This is a genomic window from Hyphobacterium sp. SN044 (genome assembly GCF_021864465.1).
GTDB lineage: Bacteria > Pseudomonadota > Alphaproteobacteria > Caulobacterales > Maricaulaceae > Hyphobacterium.
In genome coordinates this window covers 444,219-467,817 of record NZ_JAKKUV010000002.1, presented here as the reverse complement: position 1 = coordinate 467,817, position 23,599 = coordinate 444,219, and the positions used below count along the sequence as shown (strand labels likewise).

General features: G+C 64.6%; 18 protein-coding genes. 12 read left to right on the top strand and 6 right to left on the bottom strand.

Annotated features, from left to right (window positions below; translation table 11 throughout):
• On the bottom strand, positions 1-2,207 hold a 2,207-nt coding region (locus L5876_RS05180; protein ID WP_236955029.1), incomplete at its 3' end, for a ribonuclease E/G.
• Positions 2,208-2,640: 433 nt separating this feature from the next.
• On the opposite strand from L5876_RS05180, the gene L5876_RS05175 reads away from it, so the two are divergent.
• From L5876_RS05175 to prfB, 3 genes are all read left to right on the top strand, one after another.
• Positions 2,641-3,849, top strand: a complete 1,209-nt coding sequence (locus L5876_RS05175) for an N-acetylmuramoyl-L-alanine amidase (RefSeq protein ID WP_236955028.1) — start codon at positions 2,641-2,643, stop codon at positions 3,847-3,849.
• 495 nt (positions 3,850-4,344) lie between these two features.
• Positions 4,345-6,879: a penicillin-binding protein 1A gene (locus L5876_RS05170; protein WP_236955027.1), complete on the top strand. Its 2,535-nt coding sequence runs from the start codon at positions 4,345-4,347 to the stop codon at positions 6,877-6,879.
• A gap of 86 nt (positions 6,880-6,965) precedes the next feature.
• Positions 6,966-8,088, top strand: a protein-coding gene (gene prfB / locus L5876_RS05165) for a peptide chain release factor 2 (RefSeq protein ID WP_236955026.1) whose coding sequence is annotated in 2 segments (ribosomal slippage) — positions 6,966-7,034 and positions 7,036-8,088 — 1,122 coding nt in all. Because the reading frame shifts where the segments join, the coding sequence is not laid out codon by codon here.
• A 63-nt stretch (positions 8,089-8,151) separates the two neighbouring features.
• Here the strand turns inward: prfB and L5876_RS05160 are convergent.
• From L5876_RS05160 to bcp, 3 genes are all read right to left on the bottom strand, one after another.
• Positions 8,152-8,637 (bottom strand): polymer-forming cytoskeletal protein, encoded by a 486-nt coding sequence (locus L5876_RS05160; RefSeq protein WP_236955025.1) that lies wholly within the window; start codon positions 8,635-8,637, stop codon positions 8,152-8,154.
• A gap of 64 nt (positions 8,638-8,701) precedes the next feature.
• Positions 8,702-9,940, bottom strand: a complete 1,239-nt coding sequence (locus L5876_RS05155; RefSeq protein ID WP_236955024.1) for a M23 family metallopeptidase — start codon at positions 9,938-9,940, stop codon at positions 8,702-8,704.
• 171 nt (positions 9,941-10,111) lie between these two features.
• A complete protein-coding gene (gene bcp, locus L5876_RS05150) occupies positions 10,112-10,582 on the bottom strand; it encodes a thioredoxin-dependent thiol peroxidase (protein ID WP_236955023.1) in 471 nt (156 codons plus the stop codon).
• A gap of 90 nt (positions 10,583-10,672) precedes the next feature.
• Here bcp and L5876_RS05145 point away from each other — a divergent pair, with 90 nt between their 5' ends.
• On the top strand, positions 10,673-14,158 hold the full coding sequence (locus L5876_RS05145) for a DUF3971 domain-containing protein (protein ID WP_236955022.1): 3,486 nt from the start codon (positions 10,673-10,675) through the stop codon (positions 14,156-14,158).
• Here the strand turns inward: L5876_RS05145 and tyrS are convergent, their stop codons facing one another.
• Positions 14,159-15,424, bottom strand: coding sequence for a tyrosine--tRNA ligase (tyrS, locus tag L5876_RS05140; protein WP_370469058.1), 1,266 nt, complete (start codon positions 15,422-15,424; stop codon positions 14,159-14,161). It lies immediately after the preceding gene.
• Positions 15,425-15,488: 64 nt separating this feature from the next.
• Between tyrS and L5876_RS05135 the strand changes: the two genes are divergently transcribed.
• Positions 15,489-16,595 (top strand): anhydro-N-acetylmuramic acid kinase, encoded by a 1,107-nt coding sequence (locus L5876_RS05135; protein WP_236955020.1) that lies wholly within the window; start codon positions 15,489-15,491, stop codon positions 16,593-16,595.
• Position 16,596: 1 nt separating this feature from the next.
• Here the strand turns inward: L5876_RS05135 and L5876_RS05130 are convergent, their stop codons facing one another.
• Positions 16,597-17,262, bottom strand: a complete 666-nt coding sequence (locus tag L5876_RS05130) for an alpha/beta hydrolase (RefSeq protein WP_236955019.1) — start codon at positions 17,260-17,262, stop codon at positions 16,597-16,599.
• 212 nt (positions 17,263-17,474) lie between these two features.
• On the opposite strand from L5876_RS05130, the gene L5876_RS05125 reads away from it, so the two are divergent.
• The 7 genes from L5876_RS05125 to L5876_RS05095 all read left to right on the top strand — a co-directional run bounded on the left by L5876_RS05125 (position 17,475) and on the right by L5876_RS05095 (position 23,519).
• Complete coding sequence (locus L5876_RS05125) at positions 17,475-17,966, top strand: Rrf2 family transcriptional regulator (protein WP_236955018.1); 492 nt, start codon at positions 17,475-17,477, stop codon at positions 17,964-17,966.
• A gap of 3 nt (positions 17,967-17,969) precedes the next feature.
• Positions 17,970-19,118 (top strand): cysteine desulfurase family protein, encoded by a 1,149-nt coding sequence (locus L5876_RS05120; RefSeq protein WP_236955017.1) that lies wholly within the window; start codon positions 17,970-17,972, stop codon positions 19,116-19,118.
• Positions 19,118-20,635: a Fe-S cluster assembly protein SufB gene (sufB, locus tag L5876_RS05115; protein ID WP_236955016.1), complete on the top strand. Its 1,518-nt coding sequence runs from the start codon at positions 19,118-19,120 to the stop codon at positions 20,633-20,635. Before L5876_RS05120 ends, sufB begins: the two co-directional genes overlap by 1 nt.
• Complete coding sequence (locus L5876_RS05110) at positions 20,635-20,907, top strand: hypothetical protein (protein WP_236955015.1); 273 nt, start codon at positions 20,635-20,637, stop codon at positions 20,905-20,907. Before sufB ends, L5876_RS05110 begins: the two co-directional genes overlap by 1 nt.
• Positions 20,904-21,509: a hypothetical protein gene (locus L5876_RS05105; protein ID WP_236955014.1), complete on the top strand. Its 606-nt coding sequence runs from the start codon at positions 20,904-20,906 to the stop codon at positions 21,507-21,509. Before L5876_RS05110 ends, L5876_RS05105 begins: the two co-directional genes overlap by 4 nt.
• A 38-nt stretch (positions 21,510-21,547) precedes the next feature.
• Positions 21,548-22,300, top strand: coding sequence for a Fe-S cluster assembly ATPase SufC (sufC, locus tag L5876_RS05100; protein ID WP_369281012.1), 753 nt, complete (start codon positions 21,548-21,550; stop codon positions 22,298-22,300).
• A 124-nt stretch (positions 22,301-22,424) separates the two neighbouring features.
• Positions 22,425-23,519 carry a SufD family Fe-S cluster assembly protein gene (locus tag L5876_RS05095; RefSeq protein WP_236955012.1) on the top strand — a complete coding sequence of 365 codons (1,095 nt, stop codon included), beginning with the start codon at positions 22,425-22,427 and terminating at the stop codon, positions 23,517-23,519.
• Positions 23,520-23,599: the final 80 nt, after the last annotated feature.

Here is a 23,599-nt window from a genome sequence, read left to right as displayed (position 1 = left end):
GGAGCGGATTCGGCCTGAGCCTCGGGCTGAGCGTCAGCTTCGGCCTCGGCCTTCTTGCGCCGGGATGGGCGCGTCCGCTTTTTCGGCTCGGCCTCGGACTTCGGCAGGTCTTCGGCGGTCGGCTCGACAACACTCAGCGCATCGCTGCCGTCCGCCGCTGCGGCCGCGGCCTGCTCATCCTCGCCCGACTCGTCGTTCGAGGACTGGGCGTCACCCTGTTCATTGCCCGATTCGCCACCCTGGCCCCGGCGGCGGCGGCCCCGTCCGCCCCGGCGTCCGCGGCGGCGGCGCTTCTTCGGCTGACCGTCGTCATCGCTATCGGATTGGTCGGATGACGAAGCGCCGTCGGACTCGCTGTCATCGCTGTCGTCGTCACCGGTGGAGTCGGCATCCGGGCGCGGCGCGGGCTCGCGATCGCCATTCTGGCCGCGGCCACCCCGACGGCGGCGACGGCGGCGGCGGCCACCACCGCTTTCGCTTTCGACTTCGTCGCGCGCGGGGGCTTCGTTTTCGGTTTCGTCGTCGTCTTCGTCCTCGTCCGGGATGTCGACGAAATCCTCTTCCGGTTCGGCATCGGGTGTGACGACAGCCGGTTCCGGACGGCGCGGCGAATCCGCGCCCTTGGCCTCGAGCATCTCCACCTTGCACTCCGGCGGCGTCATTTCCGGGTCGGCCCCGATGACGACGCGCATGGCCGAGCGGGCCTCGATGGCCAGCACATTGTCGCGCTTCTCGTTGAGCAGGTAGAGCGCGACCTCGGTCGGCACCGTCAGGCGCACGCGGTCGGCACGATCCTTCGCGCCTTCCTCTTCCAGCGCGCGCAGGGCGACCAGCGCGGCGGATTCGGTCGACCGCACGAAACCCGCGCCCTTGCAGGTCGGGCAGACCTTGGTCGAGCCTTCCAGCAGCGAGGTGCGGCGGCGCTGGCGCGAGATCTCCATCAGGCCGAATTGCGAGATCTTGCCCATCTGCAGACGGGCGCGGTCGCGCTTCAACGCGTCCTTCATCCGCTTTTCGATTACGCGGACATTCTTCGACTCTTCCATGTCGATGAAGTCGATGACGATCAGCCCGGCCAGGTCGCGCAAACGCATCTGACGCGCGGCCTCGTCGGCGGCCTCGATATTCGTCTTCAGCGCGGTCGCCTCGATATTGCGCTCGCGCGTCGACCGGCCCGAATTGACGTCGATTGCGACCAGCGCCTCGGTCTGGTGGATGACCAGGTAACCACCTGATTTCAGCTGGACCTGGCTGTCATAGATCGCTTCCAGTTGGCCTTCGGCGCGATGCTCCTGGAACAGCGGAATGTCGCCGCGATAGGCCTGAACCTTCGACGCATGGCTGGGCATCAGCATGCGGATGAAGGATTTCGCGTCCTTGTAGGCTTCTTCGCCCTGGACGAGGACGGTCTCGATGTCCTTGTCATACAGGTCGCGGATGGCGCGTTTGACGAGATCGCCTTCCTCATAGATCAGCGCGGGCGCAACCGAGGTCAGCGTCTTCTCGCGGATATTGTCCCACAGGCGGCGCAGATAGTCGTAGTCGCGGCGGATTTCCGCCTTGGTCCGGGCCGCGCCTGCGGTGCGGATGATCAGGCCCATGCCCTTCGACAGGTCGAGGCCGGACACCACGTCCTTCAGGCGCTTGCGGTCCTTCGCATTGGCGATCTTGCGGGAAATCCCGCCGCCGCGCGGCGTGTTCGGCATCAGCACGCAATAGCGGCCGGCCAACGACAGATAGGTCGTCAGGGCCGCGCCCTTGTTGCCGCGCTCTTCCTTGGCGACCTGAACCAGCAGAATCTGCCGGCGCTTGATCACTTCCTGGATCTTGTAGCGCCGCATGACATTGCGGCGGCGGCGGCTTTCGCCGGAATCCTCGTCGTCGCCGTCTTCATCCTCGTCGGAATCGTCGGCGCGTGCGGCTTCCTCCTCTTCCTTCTGGAGGGCGACGCGGTCTTCGTGCGGGATCTGGTAGTAGTCGGGGTGGATTTCGTTGAAGGCGAGGAAGCCGTGGCGGTTGCCGCCATACTCCACGAAGGCCGCCTGGAGCGACGGCTCCACGCGGGTCACTTTCGCCAGATAGATGTTGCCGCGGATCGGTTTGCGGGCCGCGGCCTCGAAATCAAACTCCTCGACCTTGTTTCCTTCGATCACGACGACGCGGGTCTCTTCGCGATGCCCCGCGTCGATCAGCATTTTCTTGGGCATGTAATAGGGCTCCTGCGCGCGCCCGGTCGGGGCGCGGCGGCGCAACGCACGCGGAGAGCGTAAGCTCGGTTCCAGCGATGTTGAGGGGCGTGCGGCGCATTGTTCTTCCAAAAAGCCGGAGTTCGGAAACCGAATTCCCCGGCCGATGCGATCGGGTCGCCGGCGGCGGATAAGTGCGCGCGCGGCGGAGAATTTGCGATTCGGCCGGGCGTTTCCGCCGACCTCGGCGCGCTCCGTGAAAGTGGCGGCGGCTCAAGCGCTTCGCCTCTCGGAACGGAATGCACCATGCCCTATAAGTTTGACCATGGGAAGCAGCCGATACCGCGCAAATCAAAAAACGTCGCGTCATCAACCAAACGTCAAGGCGCCGCTGTTATTCATCGACAAAAGCCGTGAATGGAATCGCGGTTTCTGCGATGGTGGTTTGATGGTGATGCTCCGGTCCTTCAGCGCGCTGATGCTTGCTGCGGGCCTGCTGGTGACGGCAGGCACGGCCGACGCGCGTGATAGCGAAATCCGTCAGGTGCGCTTCGGCGAGAACGGCGACACGACGCGTATCGTCGTCGAAACCAGCGAGCCAATGGAATTCGACGCCTTCACCCTGACCGATCCGGCCGCGCGCCTGGTCCTCGAAATCCCGGCTTCGGCCTGGTCCGTGGCCGGGCTCGACACTGGCGAGGGGCGGGGACATGGCCTCGTTTCGACCTTCCGCTTCTTCGACGCATCGGGAGACACGTCGCGCCTCGTTTTCGCGCTTGGCGGTCCGGCCGTGATCGTGTCGCAATTCGCGCTCGATCCGAACGGTAGCGGCAATCACCGCATGGTCATCGACATCCGCCGCGCCGAGGAAGAAGAACTCGTTGCGGCCGCCGAATTCCCGGCCAGCGGCCTCGACGCACTGATCGCGGAACGCGTGGAGGCGATCTATGTGCCGCCGCCGCGGGAACGCCGCGTCATCGTGCTTGATGCCGGTCACGGCGGCCATGATCCCGGTTCGCTTGGTGCGGGCGGGGCGCAGGAGGCCGATGTGACACTGGCCGCGGCGCGCGAGCTTCAGCGCCAGCTCGAAGCCACCGGGCGCTATGTCGTCTACATGACGCGCAACAGCGACATCTACCCGTCGTGGGAAGAGCGCGTGGGTGTTATGGCGCTGCAGCGCGCCGACCTCTTCCTGTCGATCCACGCCGATTCCTCGCCGAATCCGGGGACGCGCGGCGCCGCCGTCTACACACTCAACGACCGCGCCGAGAACCGGGCGCGCCAAAGGGCCCGCCAGGGCGCCAACCACACCGCGCGGGCCGATGTGAACAACATCCTTGTCGAGCTGGAACTGCGCGAGAAGCGCAACCAGTCGACGGCCTTTGCCGAAGTGATGCTGGAGCATCTCTCACAAGCCGGGCCGCTGCTGCAGAACCCGCACCGGGAAGCCAACCTCTTCGTGCTGCTCGACCCGCGGGTGCCGGCCGTGCTTCTGGAAATGGGCTTCATGACCAATGCCACGGACCTCGCCAACATGCAGTCCGAAACCTTCCGGGCCCGCCAGATGACGTCTGTCCTACACGCCATCGACGCCTATTTCGCCCGCGAGGACGCCCCGGACGCACCCGTCCGCCAGGCCGCGCTGACGACCCGCGCGCGCTGACCAACCGACGTCATTCCCGCCCTCTCTTCGTCATTCCCGCGTAGGCGGGACTCCAGAAAGACGGTGCGGCGAGCGTTAGGCGTGTTTGGGTTGTATCGGATTGGATGAAAACTGGATTCCTGCCTTCGCGGGAATGACGGTTAATCGGCAAAGAGGAAGGTGTTGCACTTCGTTTGGGAACTCAGGGGATCCAGAAGACCTGGGGTCCCCATGAAAATGGGGACCCGAAGCAGTCACCCGGCTTCGGATTCGCAAGGCCTGTCCCCGCAGAGGCGGGGATCGCAGGAACCCGGTGTTGTTCGGACTGGATTCCCGCCTTCGCGGGAATGACGGACAACAAGATCGCGGGAAAGACGTCTGGCGGGTTTCACCTCTCGAAACCTTTGACCCGATAAACTTATCCGTACGGGTGAAATGCCTTTAAAGGGACGCGAGTCTCGCCATAATGCCGCCCGACGCGATCGGCAGACCGGGACAGCGTATCAGGGAATGGCTATGCGTATTTTTACCTGGGGTAACGCGCTGCGCGTGCTCATCTGGGGCACGATCGCGGCGGTGGTGCTCGGCATTGCGGCGGTAATCGCTGCGGCGATCTATGTCGTGCGCGTCACCGAAGACCTGCCGGATTACCAGCAGCTCGCCGAGTACGAGCCACCGATCACCAGCCGAATCCATGCCGGCGACGGGCGGCTGATCGCGGAATACGCCCGCGAGCGCCGCATCTTCGTGCCGATCGAGACCATTCCGCCTGAACTGATCCACGCCTTCCTCGCCGCCGAGGACCGCAATTTCTACGACCATGGCGGTCTCGATTTCCGCGGCATCATCCGGGCGACTTTCGCGAATATCGGCCACATCCTGCGCGACGAGAATCTCGAGGGGGCCTCGACGATCACGCAGCAGGTCGCCAAGAATTTCCTGCTGACGTCCGAGCAACGCCTGTCGCGCAAGGTGCAGGAAATGGTGCTGGCGCGCCGGATTGAGCGCGCCTTCACCAAGGACCAGATCCTCGAACTTTACCTCAACGAGATCTATTTCGGCCGCCGCTCCTACGGCGTGGCTGCTGCCTCGCTGAACTATTTTGGCAAATCGCTGGACGAGTTGACGCTGGCCGAAACGGCCTATCTCGCTGCCGTGGTGAACGGGCCGGCGCTGTTTCACCCGACACGCCATCCCGAAGCCGCGCTCGATCGCCGCAACTGGGTGCTCTCGCGCATGGCCACCAATGGCTATGTGACCGAGGAAGCCGCGCGCGCCGCGATGGAAGAGCCGCTTGTCGTGACCGACCGTCTCTACGGCGACCAGGACTACGCCGCCGAGTATTTCAACGAGGAAGTCCGCCGCCAGGTCGCCGAACTCTATGGCGATGAAGAACTCTATGATGGCGGCCTCTCGATCCGCACCACGCTCGACACGACGATGCAGGTCGCCGCGCGGGGCGCACTGCGCAACGGCCTCGAGGAATACGACCGCCGCCATGGCTGGCGCGGCGGGATCGGTTCGATCGACATCGAGGGCGATCTCGTCGCCCAGCTCGAAGCGATCGACACGCCGTCCGACCTCGACGACAACTGGCGCGTTGCCGTTGTGCTCGCCGCTGGCGCCGATAATGCGCGCATCGCCTATCTCCTGCCGGAAGAAGATCTGCCCGAAGACGCCGATGGCGACGATGAGGAGGCCGTTCGCCAGACCCGCGAGGGCGTCATCCCGATGTCCGAACTGGAATGGGCCCGCGAAGGCCTGTCGAACGGCGCGCTTGGTCCGCGCGTGGAGCGCGCCAATCAGGTGCTGTCGCCGGGCGATGTGATCTATGTCGAGGCGGTCGAATCCGACAGCGGAAATGTCTATGGCCTGCGCCAGATCCCGCAGGTGAACGGCGCCATTCTCGCGCTCGACCCGCATACCGGCCGGGTGCTCGCCATGGTCGGCGGCTACAGCTTCTCGCAGAGCCAGTTCAACCGCGCGACCCAGGCGCGCCGTCAGCCGGGCTCTTCCTTCAAGCCCTTCGTCTATGCCGCCGCGCTCGACAACGGCTATACGCCGGTGTCGATGATCCTCGACGCGCCCTTCGTGGCCTCGGGCGGACCAGACCTGCGCTTCTACCGCCCTCAGAACTATTCCGAGCAATTCTACGGTCTCTCGACCCTGCGTCTCGGCCTCGAATATTCGCGGAATGTCATGACCGTGCGCCTCGCCCAGGAGATGGGCATGGAGCCCGTTTCCGAAATCGGCGAGCGCTTCGGCATCTATGACGATCTCGAACCGGTGCTGGCCATGTCGCTTGGCGCGGGCGAGACAACCCTCTGGCGTCTGGTCGGGGCCTATGGCGCGCTGGTGAATGGCGGCGTCCGGGTCGAACCGACCATTCTCGACCGGATACAGGACCGCCGCGGCGAAACCGTCTACGTCCACGATCCGCGCCCCTGCGACGGCTGCAATGCCGAGGAATGGACGCCGGGCATGGCCGAGCCGGAACTGCCGGACCTCGGCGAGGAAGTGATCAGCCCTGTTACCGCCTACCAGATCGTGCACATCCTTGAAGGCGCGGTCGAACGCGGTACCGGCACGGCGCTGCGCTCGCTCGGCCGTCCGCTGGCCGGCAAGACCGGCACCACCAACGATTTCCGCGATGCCTGGTTCGTCGGCTTCAGCCCCGACCTCGTTGTCGGCGTCTATGTCGGTTTCGACACGCCGCGCGAAATGGGTTCCGGCGAAGCCGGCGGCCGCGTCGCCGCACCGGTCGTGGCCGAATTCCTCGGAACCGCGCTCGACAACTACCCCGTCGCGCCCTTCCGCGTGCCGGAAGGCGTGCGTCTGGTCCCGATCGACTACCGCACCGGCGACCCGTCCGTTCTCGGGCGTCCCGGCACCATTCTCGAAGCCTTCCAGCCGGGCACCGAACCGACCCGCAGCGGCGATCAGCGCGGCAGCGGATTGAGCTTCGGGCAGGGGGCCGTCACCGGTGATGACGCCGATGATGACGATGATGACCGCGATGACGAGGAAGACGACCTCGGTGGTCTTTACTGATCATCTGAACACACCGGCTTGATGCCGCGTCCCGGCGCGGCTATCCCCGGTTCAACGTCAATTCGAAGCGGAGCGCGAAGCCTCTCATGCGGGCCGATTTCATCAATCTTTCCGAAGACATCAAGCGGTCGGTGGGACTGCTGAGGAGGCGTCTTTGACTGGGATACTGCCCAGAAACGCCTCGACGAGCTGAACGCACGCGCTGAAGACCCGGATTTCTGGAACGACCCCCAGAAAGCCCAGTCCCTGATGCGCGAACGCAATCGTCTCGACGCCGCCATGACGGCGATTCACGAGATAGAACAGGAACTTGCGGACACGCTCGAACTCGCCGAAATGGCCGAGGCCGAAGGCGATGACGACCTCACCGAGGAAGCCGCCGGCGTTCTGAAACGCCTGCAGGACAAGGCCGCAAGGGCCGAACTTGAAGCGCTCCTGTCCGGCGAGGCCGATGCCAATGATTCCTATCTGGAAATCCACCCGGGAGCGGGCGGAACCGAGTCCCAGGACTGGGCGTCCATGCTGGCGCGGATGTATTCGCGTTGGGCCAATGCCCACGGGTACAAGGTCGAGGTGATCGAGGAACAGCCGGGCGAGGAGGCGGGCATCAAGTCCGTGACTTTGCTGGTGAAGGGCGAGAATGCCTATGGCTGGCTGAAGACCGAGGCAGGGGTGCACAGGCTGGTGCGTATCTCGCCCTACGATTCCGCCGCGCGGCGCCACACCAGCTTCGCCAGCGTCTGGCCCTATCCGCTGGTCGACGACCAGATCGAGGTGGAAATCCTCGAAAAGGATGTCCGGACCGACACCTTCCGCGCCTCCGGTTCCGGCGGCCAGCACGTCAACAAGACCGACTCCGCGGTCCGCCTGACGCACGAGCCAACAGGTATCGTCGTGGCCTGCCAGGCCGACCGATCGCAGCACAAGAACCGCGCCACGGCGTGGAACATGCTGCGCGCCCGCCTGTATGAGCTGGAATTGCGCAAGCGCGAGGAAGCGGCCCAGGCCGAAGCCGATTCCAAGACCGATATCGGCTGGGGACACCAGATCCGCTCTTACGTCCTCCAGCCCTACCAGATGGTCAAGGACCTGCGCACGAACGTCGAAACCTCCGATACGCAAGGTGTTCTGGACGGTGATCTCGATGCCTTCATGGCAGCGTCTCTGGCCGCGCGTCTCGACGGCGATTCGGACATTTCAGACGACTGATAGGGCAAAGAAAAACGCCGGCGGGAGAACCCGCCGGCGTCTTCAAATCCAATACGTGTCAGCCTAATTGGCGGACTTCGCTGTCGGCATGTCGAGCGGCGATTGAGACGTCGTCGAGCTCGAGGAGGACGGGCTGCTCGTCGGGGCCGCCGGGCGGGCCGGAGCCGGGCTGGTCGACTGCGACGGCGCGCCCGACGATTTCGCCGGAGAGGAAGTTCTGTCGCTCAGCGGGTCGGACGCGTGACGGCAGTGACCGTCGAAGAAGGCGCCGCTTTCCACCGACAGGGCCGAGTGGACGATGTCGCCTTCGATGCGCGCGGTCGACGCCAGCTGCACCTGACGGGCGCGGATCGAACCGGTCACGCGGCCGCGGATCACGACGGTGTCGGCAATCACTTCGCCATTCACCGATGCTTCCTCGCCAATGGTCAGGGACCCGGCGCGGACATCACCCTCGACCGAACCGTCCAGCTGGACTTCGCCTTCGGCAACGATGGAACCGTTCAGCACCAGATCGCTGCTGAGGATGGAGGGGGCTTTGGATTTCATGGCGGACCTTTTCGCGGGGGCCGCAGCGGGGGCTGCGGGGAAATCGGGGGAGGCGGGGGCGTCTTTACCCTTGTTGTTGAACATATTGTCCGGCTCTCAGGAAGCGTTCGGGATCGGTTTGATCATTACGGAAGATGACTTCGTAATGCAGATGTGTGGCGGTACTGCGGCCGGTTGAACCCATGGCGCCGACGCGCTGTCCGCGCTCGACCTGGTCGCCCCGCCGCACATCGATCGAAGTCATGTGACCATAGCGGGTCACGAACCCGTAGCCATGGTCGATTTCTACGGTACGACCATAACCGGAGCGCCAGCCGGCGTAAATGACGCGGCCCGGTCCGGTGGCCACGATCGGCGCGCGCGGATAGGCGACGAAATCCTGACCGGAATGGAAGGCCGGCCGGCCGGTGAACGGGTCAATGCGATAACCGAACGGGCTGGTCTCGCGGAAGGCGACGCCGACCGGCTCGCCCAACGGGAGCGAAAGAACCGCGGCTTCAAGTTCCTCGGCCTCGACCATGCGCGCCGCAATACGGGCGATCCGCGAAGAGAAGGCATCGTTCGGGTTCATCGCCGCGCGGGCGAACGGTCCGGCTTCGGCCATGGCCAGGAAGGGACCGCCGGTTTCCGAGCCGCGGCCTTCCTCGAGCACATCGTCGAGACGCAGGCCGGTAAGGCGAAGCACGGCGCGAAGGTTTTCGAGACGGGCCTCGGAGGCGTCTTCAGCTTCCGACAGAACCGCGTCCTGTTGCGCGATCAGCGCTTCGATCCGCGCTTCGGGATCATCCGGGTCGTAGGCCGTAAGCGTGATCGCATCGCGGGCTTCGCGCTGCGAGGGGTCGGCCGGGGTGGCCGCCATCAGGATGCGGCCTTCACCCAGCGCCGGAGACGAGGACAAGCTGGAGCCTTCCATCTGCTCGGCAAGGTCGATCAGCTGGCGGAGGGTCTCATGTCGCGCCTGGAATTCGACCGCGGTCCGGTCGAATTCGCGCATCTGGGCATCGAGGAAGTTCGTGGCGGCCAGTTCCGAGGCCCGGGCCTCGTTGACCATGCGGTTGGCTTCAAGCCGGATCGTTTCGACCTCGGCCATGCGGCTGGCGATGCGATGCCCCTGGAAGGCAACGCTGACGGTCGCGAAGCAGAGCCAGCCGGTCAGAACGGTCGCGGCGAGCAGGGCACCCAGCTGGTACTCGGTCTTGATCTCGAAATAGCGGACCTGCCCATCGCTGCGATGGTAGATCTGCCGATCCGGGAACCAGCGCTGAGCGATTTCCCAGCCGGATTGAAATACGCGTGAGATCATACGGTCGTGTCCGTCGCCTGCCCCTGGTGCTCCCGCGCGGGGATGTGACACAAAAAATGTGACAATATCAACATTCCGTTATGCACGCCGCGTGCCGAATTACAGCGCGACTTCGCTACACGATGATGACGCGAGTGCAAGGGGATTCGCTTTAGAGAGGGTAAACCCCGATTATTTCAGGGCCTGTACTGCCGCGAGCACCTCGTCGGCATGGTTCTTCACCTTCACCTTGCGCCAGATGTGACGGATCGTCCCGTCCGGGCCGATCAAAAAGGTCGCGCGTTCGATTCCCATATAGGTGCGGCCGTACATGGCCTTTTCTACCCAGACGCCATAGCGTTCGATCATCTCGCCTTCGGGGTCGGAGGCGAGAATGACTTTGAGGTCATGCTTGGCCTTGAAATTCTGGTGTTTTTTGACGCTATCCTTCGAAACGCCGACGACCACCGCGCCGGCAGCCTCGAAGTCGGAAATCCGGGACGAGAAATCTATGGCCTCGGTCGTGCATCCCGGCGTGTCATCCTTCGGGTAGAAGTAGAGAACGACGATCTTGCCCTTGAGCTTCGACAGGCTGATTTCACCGCCCTCATCGGTCGGCAGGTTGAATTCCGGGGCTTTCTGTCCGGTCGCCAGTTCACTCATCACTCGTCCTCTCCCTCGTTTGGCGCTGCGCGCCAACATGGCGCAATCGCGCTGCGGGGCAAGCCTCGCCGTTAGGGGGAGCACGCCGGCATGATCCGCCGTTCGCTCCGTTGGACGCTGATCTACATCGCAGAGGCGCTCGCCCTGGTGCTGCTGATCGCGATTTTCGCAGGCGGTGCGGCGCTCTGGCGGTTGTCGCGTGGCCCGGTGCCTCTCGACGTGTTCCGGGAAGATGCACAGTCGGCACTTGCCGAGATGTTCGAAGGGGATCTGGTCTCCCTTGGCCGGCTCGAAGCGCGCTACAATGCGGATGAAGGCCTGATTCTGATCCGTGCCACGGACATCACGGTAGCCGAAACCGGCGGCGTGGTGATTGCCCGCGCACCGGTGATTGAAGCGGGTCTGGCACTCGATGCCCTGATTTTCGGCCAGGTGCAGCCGGTCACGGTTCACGTGGAAGGCGGCGTGGTCTCGCTCGTGCGCCGCGCGGACGGGGCGGTCGGTGCGGGTCTGGGGCCGCCGGAAATCGTCGCCGCGTCGGCCCGGCCAACCGGGTCTGCGCTGAATACGGACGCCGTGCTGGAGCTGCTGCGCGATCCGGCCCGGTCTCCGCTCCTCGGGCGCCTTCGCCACCTTTCGATCGAGAACACGTCCGTTCACGTGCAGGATGCCGTCAACGGCTTTTCCTGGCTGATCCAGGATGCAGGTCTGCGCATCGAACGCAGTGATGCCCGTCTCGCCGCGTGGTTGAACGGGGAGTTCGTGACCACCGCCGGTCTCGCGCCGGTCGAGGCGCGCATCGAGGCCGGCGCCGATCTCGAGACATTGATCCTCGAACTGCGGGCCCGGAACCTGTTTCCGCGCGCGGTCGCCCCGTTCAGCGGTCCCTATGCCGGTCTCGGCGCTCTGGATGCGCCGCTTTCGGTCGATCTGTTCGCCAGTGCTGCGCGAACCGAAGGTGTGCGCGCCGCCGAGATGACCCTTGAAGCCGGCGCCGGCAGCATCCGCTTTGGAGAAGAGACGATCGGCTTCGAAGGCGCGCGCCTGCGTCTCGGCTACGATCCCGAACTTGGCGAAATCACACTAAGCGAAGGCACGCTTGCTTCCGAAGCGTTGACAACGGGCTTCTCGGGCCGCGTCTACGAGATGCGCGGTTTCACCGACGCATTGCCGCGGCGCTGGCGCTACGAGATCGCGTTGACGGACGGCCGCACGGACCTGCCAGGCGTATTCGACGCGCCCCCTGAATGGCAGCGCATCGCGCTTTCGGGGTCGGCCGATGCCGAAGCGCTCACCACGGATTTTGATGCCTTCGAACTGGAGATTGGGAATATCTCGGCCCGGCTCAACGGCAGAGTCGCCTTGCGTGAACTGGAGGACGGACGATGGCTGCCCGATATTCGCCTGCAGGGCCCCATCGGAGGGCGGATCGGGCCGCGCGAAGTGCTGGCATACTGGCCGATCGACCTGGCCGATGGCGCGCGGGTCTGGGTCGATGAACACGTGATATCGGGACAATTGCGAAATGCGCAGCTCGATCTCGATATCGAGGCGGAGTCGCTGACCGCGGGCATGCTTCCGAATGACAGCCTCTCGCTGACCTTCGATTTCTCCAACGCCTCCTTCCACTACATCACGACGATGACCCCGATGACCGGGGCGAGCGGATCGGCCGTCCTCCATGGCAATGCTTTCGACCTGACGCTCGAGCAAGGCCGGATCGGCGACATGGTCATGACCGAGGGTTTCGTCGACATTCCGCGCCTCAATCCGAAGGGGGCGGTGGCGCGCTTCGGCGGGGCGGGTCGCGCTGAGGCTGGCGACGTACTGGCCCTGATCGACGAGGAACCGCTGCACATCCCGAGCGATTACGGCCTCGATCCGGCGAGCGTGACGGGGCAGGGCACGGTCCGATTCGAAATCCGCCGCTCGATGCTGAGCGAAGTGCCGGTCGAGGACGTGATCTTCAACATCGAGGCGGACTTCGAGAACATTTCCATGCCGACGGGCGTCGGCAACACGGCACTGAACAACGGCACACTGCGCCTGACGGCCAATAACACGACGCTGTTTGCTGAAGGCAATGCGGACATCGGTGCCTCACCGGCGCAGATCGTCTGGACGGAAGACCTGACGATGGAGGCAGGCGAGCCTTCGACCCGGGTACAGCTGAGATCGACGCTCGACTCGCGCAGCTTCGACGATTTCGGACTTCCCCTACGCCGTTTCGTGGACGGACCGGTGGCAGTGGTCGCCGAGACGGTCGGTAACGGTCTCGAATTCTCGCAGATCCGGCTGACGTCCGACCTCACGGACGCGGTGATCGAGGCCCCCGGCGAGTACTGGACCAAGGAGGCGGGCGAGCCCGCGACCGCCGAGCTGACATTCCGGGTCGGCGAGGGCGGAGAACGTATTGTCGAATCCTTCCGGCTCGAAGGCGATGGCCTCGAAGTCGAGGCCAGCGCGCGTTTCGAAGCCGATGGCCGGCTGTTGTCCGCGACTGTGCCCCGCCTTTTTGTCGATGGCTTTCTGGAAACCGGTCTGGACGTGTCCCGGCAGGGCGAGGATGGACGGCTGACGTTGGTGGCTGACGGGCAGTATTTCAACGCGGCTGGACTGTTCGTTGATGTGCTGGACACGACGGGAGAGGGCGGCGCGGCACCGCCGCTGTCGATCGACCTTCGGCTCGACCGGGTGAACACCACCGAAACCAGTGTTTACGAGGAGGTCTCACTGGCCTGGCGCTCGGATGGCGCTGGCAATGACAGCCTGATCGTGACCGGTGAGGCGCCGGAGGGGCAATTCACGGCCCAGATGACGGGGACGGGCCTGGGTGAAATGCGCCGCTTCTGGATCGAGGCCCCGAATTTCGGGCGCATGCTGCAGATCTTCGGCCTCTACGAAAATGTCGATGGTGGCGTGCTGCGGCTCGAGGGCGCGCTTCCGCCGCCCGGAGAAGACGGCACGACCAATCTTCGCGTCGAGGCCGGAAACTTCACTCTGGTGCGAATGCCGGTTCTGGCCCGCATTCTCGCAGCAGGGTCGCTCGAGGGCCTGTCCGCCTTGCTGAATGGCGGAGGCATTCCGTTCGAGACACTCGAAGCCGACCTGACCCTGCGCGACGGCGTGCTCGGCATCGCCAATGCCCGCGCGGCAGGTCCGGCCCTCGGCGTGACCGTCGATGGCAGTGTCGACCTCGACGAGGAAACCATGGGTCTCGACGGCGTGATCGCGCCCTCCTACGGGCTCAATTCCCTGTTCGGAAACCTGCCGCTCGTCGGGGGGCTTCTGGTCTCCCGTGAGGGCGAAGGCGTGATCGGGATCACTTTCTCGGTGTCCGGCCCGTTCGACCAGCCGACCGTCTTTGCCAATCCGCTGTCAGCACTGGTGCCGGGTGTGCTGCGCCGGATGTTCGAAGGCACGGCGGCCGAGCGCGCCGCGCGCGCCCGGGCCGAACAGCAGGCGGAACGCGATGCGTTGAACGCCGAACGGGAAACACCCGAAGAACCGTCAGCGTCGGATCCGCCCGCAGAGGATGCTCCGCCTCCGGCGGAGACCCCGGCCGAGCCGGAATGACTATCCTTCGGCGCGCAACAGGGCGTGCTTCTTCTTGCCGAGGGACAGCTTGATCGCGCCATCGCGAAGATCGGCCTCGCTGAGGGCGTGGTGCACGTCCGTCACGGCCGCGTCGTTCACCTTCACCGCACCTTCCTGGATCTTGCGGCGAGCTTCGCCCCGCGACCCGGTCAGCTGTGCCAGCTCCAGCGCCGCCGGCATCACCATCGATCCGTCCTTCAGTGCAGACAACGGCACGGTGAAGGTCGGCAGGGCATCGCCCACGCCGCCGCTGCCGAAGGTCGATTTCGCCGTCGCCTCTACATCCTGTGCAGCGGCCTCGCCGTGCAGCAACGCCGTCGCCGCGTTTGCCAGCGCAACCTTCGCGTCGTTGATTTCCGCGCCCTGCAGCGCTTCGAGGCGCGCGATTTCGTCCATCGGCAGATCGGTGAAGAGTTTCAGGAATTTGCCGACATCGGCGTCTTCCGTGTTGCGCCAGAACTGCCAGTAGCCATAGGGCGCGAGCTGGTCCGCGTTGAGCCAGACCGCGCCTTCCGCCGTCTTGCCCATCTTCGCGCCGGACGCCGTGGTGATCAGCGGCGTGGTGAAGCCGAAGACTTCCTTGCCGTCGACCCGCCGGCACAGCTCGACACCATTGACGATATTGCCCCACTGGTCCGCTCCGCCAAGCTGCAGACGGCAGCCCGTACGGCGGTTCAGTTCCAGGAAGTCGACCGCCTGCAAGAGCATGTAGTTGAATTCGAGGAAGGTGAGGGGCTGTTCCCGCTCCAGCCGCAGCTTGACGGAATCGAAGGTCAGCATGCGGTTGATCGTGAAGTGCGGCCCATATTCGCGCAGGAATTCGAGATAGCCGAAGCCCGACAGCCAGTCATCATTGTCGACGACGATGGCGTCGGTCGGACCATCGCCGATCGCGACGAGTTTCGAGAAGGGCTTCAGAATACCCTTCACATTCGCAGCGATCTGCTCGTTGGTCAGCATGGAGCGCGACTTGTCCTTGCCGGACGGGTCGCCGATCTTCGTCGTGCCGCCGCCCATAAGGATGATCGGCTTGCAGCCGGCCTGCTGCATCCGGCGCAGCATCATGATCTGCACCAGCGAGCCGACATGCAGGGAATCCGCCGTCGCGTCGAAGCCGATATAGCCGGTCAGACCGCCCTTGGCGGCCGCTTCGTCAATTCCATCGATATCGGTGGCTTGATAAAGATAGCCGCGCTCGACAAGGATACGGACGAGATCGGATCGGTGCTGGCTCATCTTCGGCATTCCCGGACTGGTCGGTTGAGTTGCGTCTTTTAGCGGCGTGCGCGCCGAAACGGAAAGGGGAGATATGTACCGCGTCATCGGATTGATGAGCGGGACGTCGCTCGATGGGGTCGACGCCGCCCTGATCGAGACCGACGGCGAGTCCGTGGTCGATTTCGGCCCCGGTCTCGAACAGCCCTACTCCCCGAAAGAGCGTGCCCTGCTGCAGGCGGCAGTCGATGCCGCGCTCAAATGGAAATTCGAGGGCGACGACCCGGAAGAATTCGAAGCCGCTAACCACGTCCTGATCGACGCGCACGCCCATGCCGTGCAGCGCCTGATCCGGGAGAATGGCCTGCACCCCGACGATATCGACCTGATCGGCTTTCACGGTCAGACCGTGCTGCACCGCGCGCCGGCCGGCGACGTGCCCGGAGCGACGCGGCAACTCGGCGATGGCGAGGCGCTCGCGCGCCGGCTCGGGATCGATGTGGTCTACGATTTCAGGACAATGGATGTGGAGGCCGGTGGCCAGGGTGCGCCGCTCGCGCCGCTCTACCACGCCGCGCTCGCCGAGCGGGACGGGCAGGACCTGCCGCTCGCCGTGCTCAATCTCGGAGGCGTTGCCAACGTCACCTGGCTGATGGCGGATGCACCGCCCGTCGCCTTCGACACGGGTCCGGCCAGCGGCCTCCTCGATGCCTGGTGCGCCCGGCACACAGACGAGAATTTCGACCGCGACGGCCGACTGGCGCGCGCAGGGACGGTGGATACCAAGGCGCTCTCTGCGCTGATGGAGCACCCCTTCTTCGCAAAGACGCCGCCCAAATCGCTCGACCGGTGGGATTTCTCGCTGCAGCCGGTCGAAGGCCTCTCTCCCACGGATGGCGCGGCCACACTGACCGCTTTCACCGCGAAAACGGTTGGCGATGCGATCCGCTCAATGGGAACGCCGCGCCGCGTTCTGGCGACAGGCGGCGGCCGCAAGAACCCGGCGATGATGGAGGCAATCGCAAACGCTGCGGGCTGCCCGGTCGAACCGGTCGAGGCGGCGGGATGGAACGGGGATCTGATGGAGGCGCAGGCCTTCGCCTGGCTTGCCGTCCGCTCTGTGCGCGGCGTGCCATTGTCGATCCCGACGACCACCGGCGTGCCGGAGCCGATGACCGGCGGCGAGATCGCGCGGGCCTGAGCTACTCCGTGGCGCGTTCCCGGAACACGATGGGCAGGCGCTCGTCGAGATAGTCCTCGATCCGCTTTTCCAGCTGCTCCATGTGATTGGTGAACATGTGCCCCGCGCCGGGTTCGATCTGGCGGCGGATGTCGATGCCCTTCTGGGCGCGCACCTTGCTCATCACGCGCTCCATGTCGTCGGCCGGGACGATGCGGTCGTCGCTGCCGTGGACGATCAGGCCGGAGGCCGGGCAGGGCGCGAGGAAGGTGAAGTCGTACATGTTGGTCGGCGGCGCGACCGAGATGAAGCCGGCCACTTCCGGGCGGCGCATCAGAAGCTGCATGCCGATCCATGCGCCGAAGGAATGCCCCGCGACCCAGGAGAAGGGTGCATTGCCGTTATAGGTCTGGATCCAGTCGAGCGCGGTCGCCGCGTCGGACAATTCGCCGAGGCCCTGATCATAGGTGCCTTCGCTGCGTCCTACGCCGCGGAAATTGAACCGCAGCGTCGCGAAGCCGCGCTTGCGGAAGATGTCGTACATCATCAGCGAGGAGACATTCTCCATATGCCCGCCACCCAGAGGGTGAGCATGGAGAATCAGCGCGATCGGCGGGGTCTCGCCCTTGCCGGGGCTGTACTTGCCTTCGATGCGGCCGGCCGGGCCGGGAATGATGACGTCAGGCATGCTGCAAAAGGTCCGATCTGTGATACCCTACCATTCCAGTCAGGTAAGCGGCTCATTCACTGCGCCAAGGTGCGCTAATCTGCCGCGTTAATTCTTGACTCCAATGGTCAGATAATTAGTTCCTGCGATGAAGCCAGCGGAACGCTGGTTGAGATGGCGGGCCTGATAGCACAGGCGACCCGGGCGATGCGAGCCTTTAGGGGAGGAATGTCATGAAGTTGAGCACCAAGGGCCGTTATGCGGTGATGGCGATGGCCGATCTGGCCTCTCGCGATGCCGAAGGTCCGGTCACGCTGGCCGACATTGCCTCGCGCCAGGCAATCTCGCTTTCCTATCTTGAACAATTGTTCGCCAAGCTGCGCCGCGGCAATGTCGTGGCGTCGGCCCGCGGCCCCGGCGGCGGCTACAGCCTGGCGCGTCCTGCCAATGAAATCCGGCTGTCGGACGTCATCAAGGCGGTCGAGGAAGACATCGATCCGCGCCGCTGCGCCGGCAATCCGAAGGGTTGCATGAAGACCGGCATGCGGTGCATCACGCACGACGTCTGGGACGAGCTGGGCCGTCACATCTTCCTGTTCTTCAATTCGATCACGCTGGAAGACGTGGTTGAGCATCGCGTCATGGGCGCCGCGAGCATGGCGTTCAGCGATCCGCGCATGCCGAAACCCTCGAAAGCTTCCGTCGCAGGCATGGCTGCGGAGTAGATTTTGCCCGTCTATCTCGATCATAACGCAACCTCGCCCATCCGGCCCGAGGCCCGGGACGCCATGCTGAAGGCGATGGCGATCGGCGGAAATCCGTCTTCCGTTCACGGGGCCGGGCGCTGTGCGCGCACCCTGCTGGAAAACGCGCGCTCGGCGATTGCAAAGGCGATCGGCACGCGGTCTCAAGATCTGACCTTCACCTCCGGCGGCACGGAATCGAACAATCTGGCGATTGCCGCGGCGCTGACCTGCCCGGACGTAAAGCGCATTCTCGTTTCGGTGCTGGAGCATGACGCGGCCTGGATGGGCGCACACGCGACCGGCTATCCGGTCGAAATCGTTCCGGCCCTTCCGAACGGCCAGATCGATTTGCGCTGGCTCGAACAGCGGCTGACGAACTGGGATCGCGATACCGAGGGCCGTCCCTTCGCCTGCCTGCAGGCCGTCACCAGCGAAACCGGCGTCATCCAGCCGATCGACGAGGCCGGCGCAATGATCCGCGCCGCCGAAGGCCTGCTTTTGGTCGATGCCGTGCAGACGCTCGGCAAGACCGGCTTCCATTTCGGTCGCTCCGGCGCGCATTACGCCTCGATCTCGGCGCACAAGGTCGGCGGCCCGCAGGGCGTCGGCGCGCTGATCGTGTCGTGTGATGCACCATGCGACCTGCCGCGCCGCGGCGGGGGTCAGGAGAAGGGCCGCCGTTCCGGCACAGAGAACGTTCCGGGCGCCTGCGGCTTCGCCGCTGCGGTCGAGGCCGCTGTACGTGACGAGGAACAATACACCGGGCTCGCCGCGTTGCGGGACAAGGCGGAAATCGCCATCCGTGCCGCCGCACCGCATGCGGTCGTCATCGGCGGCGATGTGCCGCGTACGCCCAACTGTCTGGCGATCGCCATTCCCGGCTGGGATGGCGGCATGCAGGTGATCGCGCTGGACCTCGCCGGGATTTGCATCAGCGCGGGCTCCGCGTGCTCGTCCGGCAAATCGACCGCGCCCCGCCCCTGGACAGCGATCGTCGGCGAAGACCTCGCGCGCTGCGGCATTCGCGTCAGTCTCGGTTGGAGCACGACCGAGGCCGACATCGATCAATTCATCAAGGCGTGGACGCGCGAATATGCGCGGGTCGCGCCCAGGCTGAAGGAGATTGCCTGATGGTTCAGGTCAAGGACTCCATCGCCCGGGAAACCGTCCGCGACGTCGAGGCGCTCGAATCCTCGAAGTACAAATACGGCTTCACCACGGACATCGAGCAGGAACGTGCGCCCAAAGGGCTGAGCGAAGAGGTGATCCGCTTCATTTCGGCCAAGAAGGAAGAGCCGGAGTGGATGCTGGACTGGCGTCTCGCCGCCTATCGCCGCTGGCTGCAGATGGAGGAGCCGACCTGGGCGAAGGTCCGCTACACGCCGGTCGATTACGACGACATCTATTATTACGCCGGGCCGAAGTCGGGCACGAAATACGAGTCGATCGACGACGTACCGCCGGAAATCCTCGCCGACTTCGAGAAGCTCGGCATTCCGCTGCGCGAGCAGGAAGTGCTTCTCGGCGTGAAGGGCGCGGCGGAGACCGCTGCGGATGCCCGTGAGACGCCGAAAGTCGCGGTCGATGCCGTGTTCGACAGCGTCTCGGTCGCCACGACGTTCAAGAAGGAACTGGCGAAGGCCGGCGTCATCTTCATGTCGATCTCCGAGGCGATCCGGGAGCACCCGGAACTCGTCCGGAAATATCTCGGCAGCGTCGTGCCGCAGAGCGACAATTTCTTCGCGACGCTGAACAGCGCCGTCTTCTCCGACGGCACCTTTGTCTACGTCCCGAAGGGCGTCCGCTGCCCGATGGAGCTGTCGACCTATTTCCGGATGAATGCCGAAGGCACGGGCCAGTTCGAGCGCACGCTGATCATCGCGGACGAGGGCAGCTACGTCTCCTATCTCGAGGGCTGTACCGCGCCGATGCGCGACGAGAACCAGCTGCACGCCGCCATCGTGGAACTGGTCGCGCTCGACGACGCGGAGATCAAGTACTCCACCGTCCAGAATTGGTGGCCGGGCGACGAGAACGGCAAGGGCGGAGTCTACAATTTCGTGACCAAGCGCGGCGATTGCCGCGGCCGCAATTCCAAGATCTCCTGGACCCAGGTCGAGACCGGCTCGGCGATCACCTGGAAATACCCGTCCTGCATCCTGCGCGGCGACAATTCTGTGGGTGAGTTCTACTCCATCGCCGTCACCAATGGCGCGCAGCAAGCCGATACCGGCACCAAGATGATCCATCTGGGACGCAATACGCGCTCGCGCATCATCTCCAAGGGCATTTCGGCGGGTAGGTCGGACAACACCTATCGCGGCCTCGTCTCGGTCCACGCCAAGGCGGAAGGCGCGCGCAACTTCACCCAGTGCGACAGCCTGCTGATCGGCGACCGCTGCGGCGCTCACACGGTTCCTTATGTCGAGTGCAAGACGCCCAAGGCGGTGCTGGAGCACGAGGCGACGACGACCAAGCTGTCAGAAGACCAGCTCTTTTACGCCCGCCAGCGCGGTCTCGACGAAGAGGCGGCGACCGCGCTCCTCGTGAACGGCTTCGTGCGCGAAGTGCTTCAGGAACTGCCGATGGAGTTTGCGGTCGAGGCCCAGAAACTCCTCGCCGTCAGCCTCGAGGGGAGTGTCGGGTGATGACCTACTGGTTCGCCCGCCTCGACCCGGCGAAGACGAACAGCGCCTTCGCGCCGATCGCGGCGGCTGGCTGGATCGTCACCTTCGCGCTGGCCGCTGCGCTCGCGATGTTCGTGGTGATCGTGCTCGACGCGGGCGGTTCGCCACTGATGCAATTCGTCGGCATCGCTGCCGGCGTCCTCATGGGCATCGGCGCTTTCATTCTGAGCGTGCGTGACAAGGTCGATCCGGAGCGTTCGCTCGCGGATTACAGGGGAAGGGCAGGGTCATGATTTCCATTTTCGCCGCGCTGGTGCTTCAAACCGCTTCCCTGCCGTCCTGCGCCGATCTGGAATACGGAGGCACGCATCAGGATTGTGTGCTGACCACAGCCGATGGCGCGACCGCGACCTTCACCTTCGAGCCTGGCGAGTGGGGCGAGAGCGGTATCCTGATCGTTACGAACGCCGAAGGTGACTGCCTGTGGACCGATGAGTTCGAGACCGAGAGCTTCTTCTATCCTCGCCTTGAAGACCTCGACGGCAACGGGTTCGACGACATTCTGGTCCCGCTGATCACCGGTAATGTGAACACCGAAATGCTGCTGATCATGGGCGGCGAGCGCGGCTATACCGTCGCCAGCCGCGAAATCAGCGGTCACACCTTCGAGGCCGTCGCGCCCGGCCTGTTCGTCGTTCAGGCACGGTCCAGCGCGATCGAGCACTATGCCAGCTTCTACGCCTGGGATGGCGAGGCGCTCGACCTCGAAGCGGCCGTCTCGATCACGTTCGACAGCGACGAGTCGGCGACCTGTACGCTTGCGACCGGCGCGGTCGGCCGCGGCGTGGACTTCTATTGCGCTGCCGTGATGAACCAAGCGGATTCAATCGAATAAGAGGCGCACAGACCGCCCGGAAAGACCTCCCCATGCCGATGCTTGAAATTTCGAATCTCCACGCTTCCGTCGATAATGGCGCAAAGCCCATCCTGAAGGGTCTGGACCTGTCCGTCCCGAAGGGCGAGGTGCACGCCATCATGGGCCCGAACGGCTCGGGCAAGTCGACCCTGTCCTACGTCCTGACCGGCCGCGACGGTTACGACGTCACAGAGGGCAAGGTCAGCTTCGAGGGCGAGGATATCGGCGATCTCGAACCGGAAGAGCGCGCCGCGCGCGGCCTCTACCTGTCTTTCCAGTATCCGGTCGAAATCCCCGGCGTGCCGACCCTCACCTTCATTCGCGAGTCGTTGAATGCCCAGCGCAAGGCGCGCGGCGAGGAGGAGGTTTCGGCCCCGGACTTCATGCGCCTGATCCGTGAAAAGGCAGCGATACTTAACGTTTCCATGGATATGTTGAAGCGGCCTGTGAATGTCGGCTTCTCCGGCGGCGAGAAGAAGCGGATGGAAATCCTGCAGGCGCTGGTGCTCGAACCGCGCTTCCTGATCCTCGACGAAACCGACTCCGGCCTCGACATCGACGCGCTGAAAGTCGTGTCCGAAGGCGTCAATGCGCTACGCTCGCCGGACCGCGCCATGCTGGTCATCACCCACTATCAGCGCCTGCTCGACTATATCGCGCCGGACAAGGTGCATGTGATGAGCGCAGGCCGCATCGTGGCTTCTGGCGGTCCGGAACTCGCCAAGGAGCTCGAGGCCGAGGGCTACGACAAATATGTGAGGGCGGCGTGACTTCAGTTTTCGACAGTCACCCCACCCTGACCCTCCCCTCAAGGGGAGGGAATGGCCTCGGCGTTTCTTCTCCCTCCCCTCGCGGGGGAGGGTTGGGGTGGGGGGTATTCGTATGACTCTCCCGTTGAAACTCACACCCGCCGAAACGGCCCTGCTGGACGCGCTCGACGGCGCGACCGGCTGGCGTGCGGCCACGCGCGCCGCGCTGGAAAACCGCGGTCTGCCGAACAAGCGCGACGAAGCCTGGAAATGGACCGATCTGCGCCGCCTGACCGGCAACATCACCGAGGCAGGCACGATCGCGATCACCGGAACGCGTGAACCCGATGCGAAGCTGCCGATCAGACATGCCCCAACCGATATTCTGCCGCGTCTTGCCGGCGCGCTCGGCGGTGAGGCCCGCATCTACACACTGAGCGAGGGCGAAAGCCTGTCGCTCGAAGTGACAGCATCTGTCGGCGTTGGTCACGCCATCTACGTGGTCGAAGTGCCGACGGGTGTCTCGGCGCAGGTGCGTGAACGACTGAGCGTCGCGGACGGCGGTTTCGCCAATATCGCGGTGCTCTACCGGATCGGTGAGGGCGCCTCGCTGGATCGTATCGTCTCGATAGGCGATTGCCCGGGAATCCTGGCCGTCTCCAGCGGGGTCGATCTGGGTGAGGGCGCGTCCCTGCGCCAGACGACACTGACCTTCGGCGGCAAGCTGGTGCGTCTCGAAACCCATCTCGCCCATCCCGGCGCCAAGGCCGAGGCGGTGATGGACGCAGTCTATCTGCTGGCGCCGAACCGCCATGCCGACCTGACGACGACAGCCACTATCTCCGGTCCGGAAGGAAACCTGTCCCAACTGACCAAGGGCGCGGTGGCCTCGCACGGCCACGGCGTCTTTCAGGGCAAGATCCATGTCGAACGCGAGGCGCAGCGCACCGACGCGCGCATGACGCACCGGGCCCTCATGCTGGGTGATCGCGCCGAAATTGACGCCAAGCCCGAGCTCGAAATCTACGCCGATGACGTGCAGTGCGCGCACGGCAACGCGCTCGGTGCGATCGACGAGACGGCGCTGTTCTACATGCGCCAGCGTGGCCTGCCCGAGGCACAGGCCCGGGCGATTCTGATCCGCAGCTTCCTTGCCGAACCCCTTGATCGGATTCGCGATCCGCAGATCCGTGACTCGCTGCTTGAAGACCTGGTGACGGGTCTGGAGGCGCTGTCGTGAACAGCTCTTTGATCCTTCACCCCACCCTGACCCTCCCCTTAAGGGGAGGGAATGGGTATGGCGTGTCTTCTCCCTCCCCC